The organism is Streptomyces tricolor (assembly GCF_002155905.1).
Taxonomy (GTDB): Bacteria; Actinomycetota; Actinomycetes; order Streptomycetales; family Streptomycetaceae; genus Streptomyces; species Streptomyces tricolor.
This window is the reverse complement of record NZ_MUMF01000718.1, coordinates 1-6,820: the sequence shown is the minus strand read 5'-3', so window position 1 is coordinate 6,820 and position 6,820 is coordinate 1. Positions and strand designations below refer to the sequence as shown.

Sequence of the window (6,820 nt, the reverse complement as noted above, 5' to 3'; positions counted from 1 at the left end):
TACACCGACGGGCTGGTGGAAGTCCCCGGACGGGAGACCGACGACACCACCGCCGGCCTCACCGACCACCTCGCCCGCACCGACGTATCCGATCTCGGCCGGCTGATCGACGACCTGGTGCACCACAGCTGGCCCCAGGGCCGGCACACCGACGACATCGCCCTCCTCCTGCTCCGTACGCGTCCGCGCAGACGATGACGAAGGGGTCGGCACACGCTTGACGGCGGCCCGCGCGGGCCGCGCCCGGGCCGAACGATCCCGGGGCGGCCCGCGTTTCGCCTACCGGTCAGCTCGACATACCGGCGAACATGCCGGGCTCGTACGAACCCCCCGGGTTGTGCACGATCACGTTCATCCGGGTGGCCGCGTTGATCAGGGAGACCAGGCAGACCAGCGCGCCGACCTGGTCGTCGTCGTAGTGCTTGCGCACCTCGGCCCAGGTCTCGTCGGACACACCGCCGTCGCCGAGCCGGGTGCCTTCCTCCGCGAGCGCCAGCGCGGCCCGCTCGGCCTCGGTGAACACGGTGCTGTGCCGCCAGGCGGCGACCAGGCTGAGCCGGAGCGCGGTCTCACCGGCGGCCGAGGCCTCCTTTGTGTGGACGTCGACGCAGAAGCCGCAGCCGTTGATCTGGCCGACCCGCAGCTCCACCAGTTCCCGCAGGGCCTTCGGCAGCGTCGACCCTTCCAGGGCCGAAGAGGTGTTGTAGAACCGCTTGGCGACCTTCGCGGCGGTCGGGCTGTCGAACAGGTTGAAACGAGGTTCCATGACGTCGTCCTCACTCGTGGTGGTGCGTGCTGCCGCACCGGACGAACACGAGATGCCGGCGGCCCGATCCCTGTGACGACGCGGCGATGTGGCGTCCGTCACCGGTCGTCGGCGTCACAACGCGGTGGGGGCCGGCGTCTGGTGTACGGCGCGGCCGACAGCGAACGGACAGGAGCCGGCGATGAACGACCGAACTGCGAGCGACCGGACGAGGGACCCCTCCGAGCCGGTCGCTCGTGGCGACCGCATGGACAGCGTCACCCGGGTGTTCGTCGCCCACCGCAACCTGCTGTTCACCGTCGCCTACGAGGTGCTCGGTTCTGCCGCCGACGCCGAGGACGTCCTCCAGGAGACCTGGTTGCGGTGGGCGGGCGTCGATCTCGACACCGTGCGGGACCAGCGTGCGTACCTGGTCCGGATCACCACCCGGCAGGCGCTGAGCCATCTGCGCACGCTCGGCCGGCGCAAGGAGTCCTACGTCGGCCCCTGGCTGCCCGAGCCGCTGCTGACCGCGCCCGACGTGGCCGAGGACGTCGAGTTGGCCGACAGCGTCTCGATGGCGATGCTGCTGGTACTGGAGACGCTCGCCCCGACCGAGCGGGCGGTGTTCGTGCTGCGCGAGGTGTTCGCCCTCGGGTACGACGAGATCGCCGAGGCCGTCGACAAGAGCCCGGCAGCGGTCCGCCAGATCGCCCACCGGGCACGGGTCCACGTCGCCGCGCGCCGGCCCCGCGGGGCCGCTTCCGCGGCCGAGACCCGCCGCACCGTCGAGGCGTTCCGGCAGGCTGTCGCAACGGGCGACCTGCAACGCCTGCTCGACATCCTCGCGCCGGACGTCGTCCTGCTGACCGACGGCGGCGGAGTCGTGCAGGCCGCGCCGGCGCCCGTCGTGGGGGCCGACCAGGTGGCCCACGTGCTGGGCAGGGTCGCCGCCGCGATGTCGCTGGAGCCGGCACAGGTCAACGGCGACCCGGCGCTGATCGTCTACACCTCCGGCACCACCGGCCCGCCCAAGGGCGCGGTGCTGCCCCGCCGGGCCCTCGCCACCACCCTGGACGCGCTCGCCGACGCCTGGCAGTGGACCGCGGACGACGTGCTGGTGCACGGGCTGCCGCTGTTCCATGTGCACGGGCTGGTGCTGGGCGTCCTGGGCCCGCTGCGGCGCGGCGGCTCGGTGCGGCACCTGGGGCGGTTCTCCCCCGAGGGCGTGGCCCGCGAGCTGAACGACGGCGCGACCATGATGTTCGGGGTGCCGACGATGTACCACCGGATCGCGGAGGCGCTGCCCGGCGATCCGGAGCTGGCCAAGGCGCTCGCCGGGGCCCGGCTGCTGGTCTCCGGCTCGGCAGCGCTGCCGGTGCACGACCACGAGCGGATCGCGGCGGCCACCGGGCGCCGGGTGATCGAGCGGTACGGCATGACGGAGACGCTGATGAACACCAGCGTGCGGGCCGACGGTGAGGCCCGGGCCGGCACGGTCGGGGTGCCGCTGCCGGGCGTGGAGCTGCGGCTGGTGGAGGAGGACGGTACGGAGATCGGCGCGTACGACGGGGAGAGCGTCGGCGAGATCCAGGTGCGCGGCCCGAACCTGTTCACGGAGTATCTGAACCGGCCCGACGCCACCGCCGCCGCGTTCACCGCCGACGGTTTCTTCCGCACCGGTGACATGGCCGTGCGCGAGCCCGACGGCTATGTCCGCATCGTCGGCCGCAAGGCCACCGACCTGATCAAGAGCGGGGGGTACAAGATCGGGGCCGGGGAGATCGAGAACGCGCTGCTGGAGCATCCGGGGGTGCGGGAGGCGGCGGTCACCGGGGAGCCGGACGCCGACCTGGGCGAGCGGATCGTGGCCTGGATCGTCCCGGCGGACCCGGGGGACCCGCCCGGCGCCGAGGAGTTGGCGGACCATGTGGCCCGGCGGCTGGCCCCGCACAAGCGCCCGCGTGTCGTCCGCTACCTGGAGGCACTCCCCCGCAACGACATGGGGAAGATCATGAAGCGGGCCCTCGCGGATGCCTGAGCGGCTGTCGGCGCGGGAGACGCTGGCGCTGGTGGCGGACGCGGACAGCTTCCGCGAACTCCCCGCGCCGGCCCGCCGCTCGCCACCCGACGGCCCCCTGGGCTGGCAGGGCTACGACGCCTCCCGCGCCCGCGCCGCCGCGCGCACCGGCGAGCAGGAGTCGGTGGTCTGCGGCACCGCGAGCGTGGAGGGCACCCGGGCCGTCCTCATCGCCTTCGAGTTCGGCTACCTGGGCGGCTCGCTGGGCGAGCGCACCGGGGACCGGCTGGAGGCGGCGTACGTCCATGCCCGCGCGCACCGGCTCCCGGTCGTGCCGTTGATCGCGACCGGGGGCAGCCGCATGCAGGAGGGCATGCTCGCGCTGACCCAGCTCCAGCGGGTGGCCCGGCAGTCCGCGCTCACCCGGGAGGCCGGTCTGCCGCAGATCGCGGTCCTGCGGGACCCGACCACGGGCGGCGGCTGGGCCACCCTCGGCGCCGGCGCGGACATCGTCCTCGTCTCCCCGCACGCCACCCCCTCGGTCGAGGCCATGGCGGACGCCGGCGAGATCACCTGGGTGAGGCGCGCGTACCAGGACGGCGACCTCGCCGAGGCCTGGTACGCCCTCATCGCCACGAGCGACCCTGAGGCCAACACCCGCGCCTCCGCCGAGGCCGAGCGGCACCGCGTGTGGTGCGTCCGCTCCGACGACGCCGACCAGGCGACCGCGTGGACGCCGGCGACCGGGCACAGCGAAGGCGTCACCGTCGCCGTGCTCACCACGCACGCGCGGGGCCGTGACCCCCGGCACACCGCCGCGATCCGGGACGCGGTCGTCGAGGGCCTGCGCGACGGCACCCTCGTCGCCCCGCACCACCGCACCCGCACCCCCGGCGTGGCGCTGGTCGGCGGCGGCCCCGGCGACCCCGACCTGATCACGGTCCGCGGCCGGCGCCTGCTCGCCGAGGCGGACGTCGTCATCGCCGACCGGCTCGGCCCGCGCGACCTGCTCGCCGAACTCCCGCCGCACGTCGAGGTGATCGACGCGGCGAAGATCCCGTACGGCCGCTACATGGCCCAGGAGGCCATCAACAACGCGCTCATCGAGCACGCCAAGCAGGGCAAGGCGGTGGTGCGGCTCAAGGGCGGCGACCCGTACGTCTTCGGCCGGGGCATGGAGGAGGTCCAGGCGCTCGCCGAGGCCGGCATCCCGTGCACGGTGGTCCCGGGCATCTCCAGCTCGATCTCGGTGCCGAGCGCGGCCGGCATCCCGGTCACGCACCGCGGCGTCGCTCATGAGTTCACCGTGGTCAGCGGCCATGTGGCGCCCGACGACGAGCGCTCCCTGGTCGACTGGCCCGCGCTGGCCAGGCTCACCGGCACCCTCGTGATCCTGATGGGCGTCGACAAGATCGGGAAGATCGCCGAGACGCTCGTCGCGCACGGCAAGTCCCCCGAGACACCGGTCGCCCTGGTGCAGGAGGGGACGACGGCCGCCCAGCGACGCGTGGACGCCACCCTGGCCACGGTCGCCGAGACGGTCCGGGCCGAGGACGTGAAGCCCCCGGCGGTCATCGTCGTCGGCGAGGTGGTACGGGTCGGCCCCGAGACCTCGGCGTGAGACCGCGCACGAACACCGCGGGCCGGCCGACGACCTTGGCTTGATCTCGCGTAACCCGGGGTAACCCACCCCTTCCCAGCCGTTGGCACCACACCCAGGACAAGGCAGTATCACCCTGTGGCCGATCTCATCACCGTCGAGGACCCCGACGACCCGCGCCTGGCCGACTACACGGGCCTGACCGACGTCGAGCTGCGCCGCAAGCGCGAGCCCGCCGAGGGCCTGTTCATCGCCGAGGGCGAGAAGGTCATCCGCAGGGCCAAGGAAGCCGGCTACGAGATGCGGTCGATGCTGCTCTCGGCCAAGTGGATCGACGTCATGCGCGACGTCATCGACGAACTCCCGGCCCCGGTGTACGCCGTCAGCCCGGAACTCGCCGAACGCGTCACCGGCTACCACGTGCACCGCGGCGCCCTCGCCTCCATGCAGCGCAAGCCGCTGCCGACGGCCGGCGAGCTGCTCCGCTCCGCCCGCCGGGTGGTGATCATGGAGTCGGTGAACGACCACACCAACATCGGCGCCATCTTCCGCTCGGCGGCGGCCCTCGGCATGGACGCGGTGCTGCTCTCGCCCGACTGCGCCGACCCGCTGTACCGACGGAGCGTCAAGGTGTCCATGGGCGCGGTCTTCTCGGTGCCGTACGCCCGTCTGGAGACCTGGCCCCGGGACCTGGACTCGGTCCGCGAGGCCGGTTTCACCCTGCTCGCGCTCACCCCGGACGAGAAGGCCCGCACCCTGGACGAGGCCGCCCCGCACCAGATGGACCGGGTCGCCCTCATGCTCGGCGCCGAGGGCGACGGACTGTCCACGCAGGCGCTGGTCGCGGCCGACGAGTGGGTCCGCATCCCGATGTCCCACGGCGTCGACTCGCTCAACGTGGGCGCGGCGGCGGCGGTGGCCTTCTACGCCGTGGCCACGGGCCGGCCGGAGTCCTGATCCCGAGTCCTGCCACGGGGGCGGTGCGCTGCCCAGCGGATCCCGCCCCCGGGCCCGCGCGCTCAGTTCCCGGCGTCGTGGCTCACCGGCGACGTCTGCTGATCGGACACGTCCTTGCCGTCACCCGCCGGCGGGTAGCTCGGCTGCGCGTGCCGCTGCGGCTGGACCCCGCCGTCGTCGCCGAGCCCGCGCGCCGGGCCCTGGCAGCCCTGGGCCACCGCGATACCGAGGGCGACCAGCAGCGTCACCGGCGGCGTACTCGCGAAGGAGTCCGCGACCAGCGCGGTCACCCCGCCGACCAGGGTGGACCGGCCGAGCGTGACCCGGTTCGCGGGGCCGAACGAGCGCAGCCGGGAGCGGTGCACGGCGCGGGACAGGACCGCCCAGGTGGCGAACGCGAAGGCGAGGCCCGTCAGCCAGCCGGCCGGCCCCATGCCGATCGCCGAGCCGAGCAGGGCCAGCAGCAGGACCTGCACGCCCGCTCCCACCGCGGTCTCCTGCTGGAGCCTCGCGTCATACGTGTTGTTCAGGGCCACCGCACACCCTCCGGCCGAGTGACAGAGTCGATCAACGCCGCGTACTGTGCGCGGCCTGTGCACAACTCGGTACGTGAACAACTTCCCGATCGTTCAGGAGGATGCCGATGAACCGGTCGGCCCGCGCGTTCTGGCTCCGCTCGCCCGGTCACGGGGAACTGCGCGACATCACCCTCGCGGACCCCGCCGCGGACGAGGTCCTGGTGCGCGCCCTGTACTCCGGGGTGAGCCGGGGCACGGAGACGCTCGTCTTCCGCGGCGGCGTGCCGAAGAGCCAACACGCCGCGATGCGCGCGCCGTTCCAGGAGGGCGACTTCCCGGGCCCGGTGAAGTACGGCTACCTCAGCGTCGGCGTGGTGGAGCAGGGCCCGGCTGCGCTGATCGGCCGTACCGTCTTCTGCCTGTATCCGCACCAGAGCCGTTACGTCGTTCCGGTGAGCGCCGTCACCCCGGTGCCCGAACGGGTGCCCGCCGAGCGGGCCGTGCTCGCCGGAACCGTCGAGACCGCCGTGAACGCCCTGTGGGACGCGACCCCGCTGGTCGGCGACCGGATCGCGGTGGTCGGCGGCGGCATGGTCGGCTGCGCGGTCGCCGCGCTGCTCGCCCGCTTCCCCGGCATCCGCCTCCAGCTGGTGGACGCCGACCCGGCCCGCGCCCGGACCGCCGAGGCCCTCGGCGTCGACTTCGCCGCCCCGGCCGACGCCCTCGGCGACTGCGACCTCGTCGTGCACGCCAGCGCCACCGAGGCCGGCCTCGACCGGGCCCTGCGGCTCCTCGCCCCGGAAGGCACGGTCGTGGAACTGAGCTGGTACGGCGACCGGAGCGTGGCCCTGCCGCTCGGCGAGGCCTTCCACTCCCGCCGGCTCACCCTGCGCAGCAGCCAGGTCGGCACCGTCTCCCCGGCCGCCCGGCCCGGCCGCACCTACGCCGACCGGATGGCGCTCGCCCTGGACCTGCTCGCC

Annotated in this window: 6 protein-coding genes and 1 pseudogene; 5 read left to right on the top strand and 2 right to left on the bottom strand. The window is 73.8% G+C overall.

Features of this window, described 5'->3' with window-relative positions; all coding sequences use genetic code 11:
- Positions 1 to 198: SpoIIE family protein phosphatase (locus tag CCN44_RS38100; protein WP_143650288.1), on the top strand; the 198-nt coding region annotated here is incomplete at its 5' end.
- An 88-nt stretch (positions 199 to 286) separates the two neighbouring features.
- On the opposite strand, the gene CCN44_RS38095 is transcribed toward CCN44_RS38100, so the two are convergent.
- Positions 287 to 766 carry a carboxymuconolactone decarboxylase family protein gene (locus CCN44_RS38095; protein ID WP_059247747.1) on the bottom strand — a complete coding sequence of 160 codons (480 nt, stop codon included), beginning with the start codon at positions 764 to 766 and terminating at the stop codon, positions 287 to 289.
- Between the two features lie 181 nt (positions 767 to 947).
- On the opposite strand from CCN44_RS38095, the gene CCN44_RS38090 reads away from it, so the two are divergent.
- The 3 genes from CCN44_RS38090 (at position 948) to CCN44_RS38080 (ending at position 5,322) form a co-directional block, all read left to right on the top strand.
- Positions 948 to 2,786: an RNA polymerase sigma-70 factor gene (locus CCN44_RS38090; protein WP_208639927.1), complete on the top strand. Its 1,839-nt coding sequence runs from the start codon at positions 948 to 950 to the stop codon at positions 2,784 to 2,786.
- Complete coding sequence (gene cobA, locus CCN44_RS38085; protein ID WP_158103206.1) at positions 2,779 to 4,386, top strand: uroporphyrinogen-III C-methyltransferase; 1,608 nt, start codon at positions 2,779 to 2,781, stop codon at positions 4,384 to 4,386. Before CCN44_RS38090 ends, cobA begins: the two co-directional genes overlap by 8 nt.
- A gap of 117 nt (positions 4,387 to 4,503) precedes the next feature.
- Complete coding sequence (locus CCN44_RS38080; RefSeq protein ID WP_086703380.1) at positions 4,504 to 5,322, top strand: TrmH family RNA methyltransferase; 819 nt, start codon at positions 4,504 to 4,506, stop codon at positions 5,320 to 5,322.
- A 227-nt stretch (positions 5,323 to 5,549) separates the two neighbouring features.
- On the opposite strand, the pseudogene CCN44_RS38075 reads toward CCN44_RS38080, so the two are convergent.
- Positions 5,550 to 5,858: pseudogene (locus tag CCN44_RS38075) on the bottom strand (CDP-alcohol phosphatidyltransferase family protein); the annotation flags it as partial.
- A 107-nt stretch (positions 5,859 to 5,965) separates the two neighbouring features.
- Here CCN44_RS38075 and CCN44_RS38070 point away from each other — a divergent pair.
- A partial coding sequence (locus CCN44_RS38070; RefSeq protein ID WP_086703374.1) for a zinc-dependent alcohol dehydrogenase occupies positions 5,966 to 6,820 on the top strand: 855 nt, incomplete at its 3' end.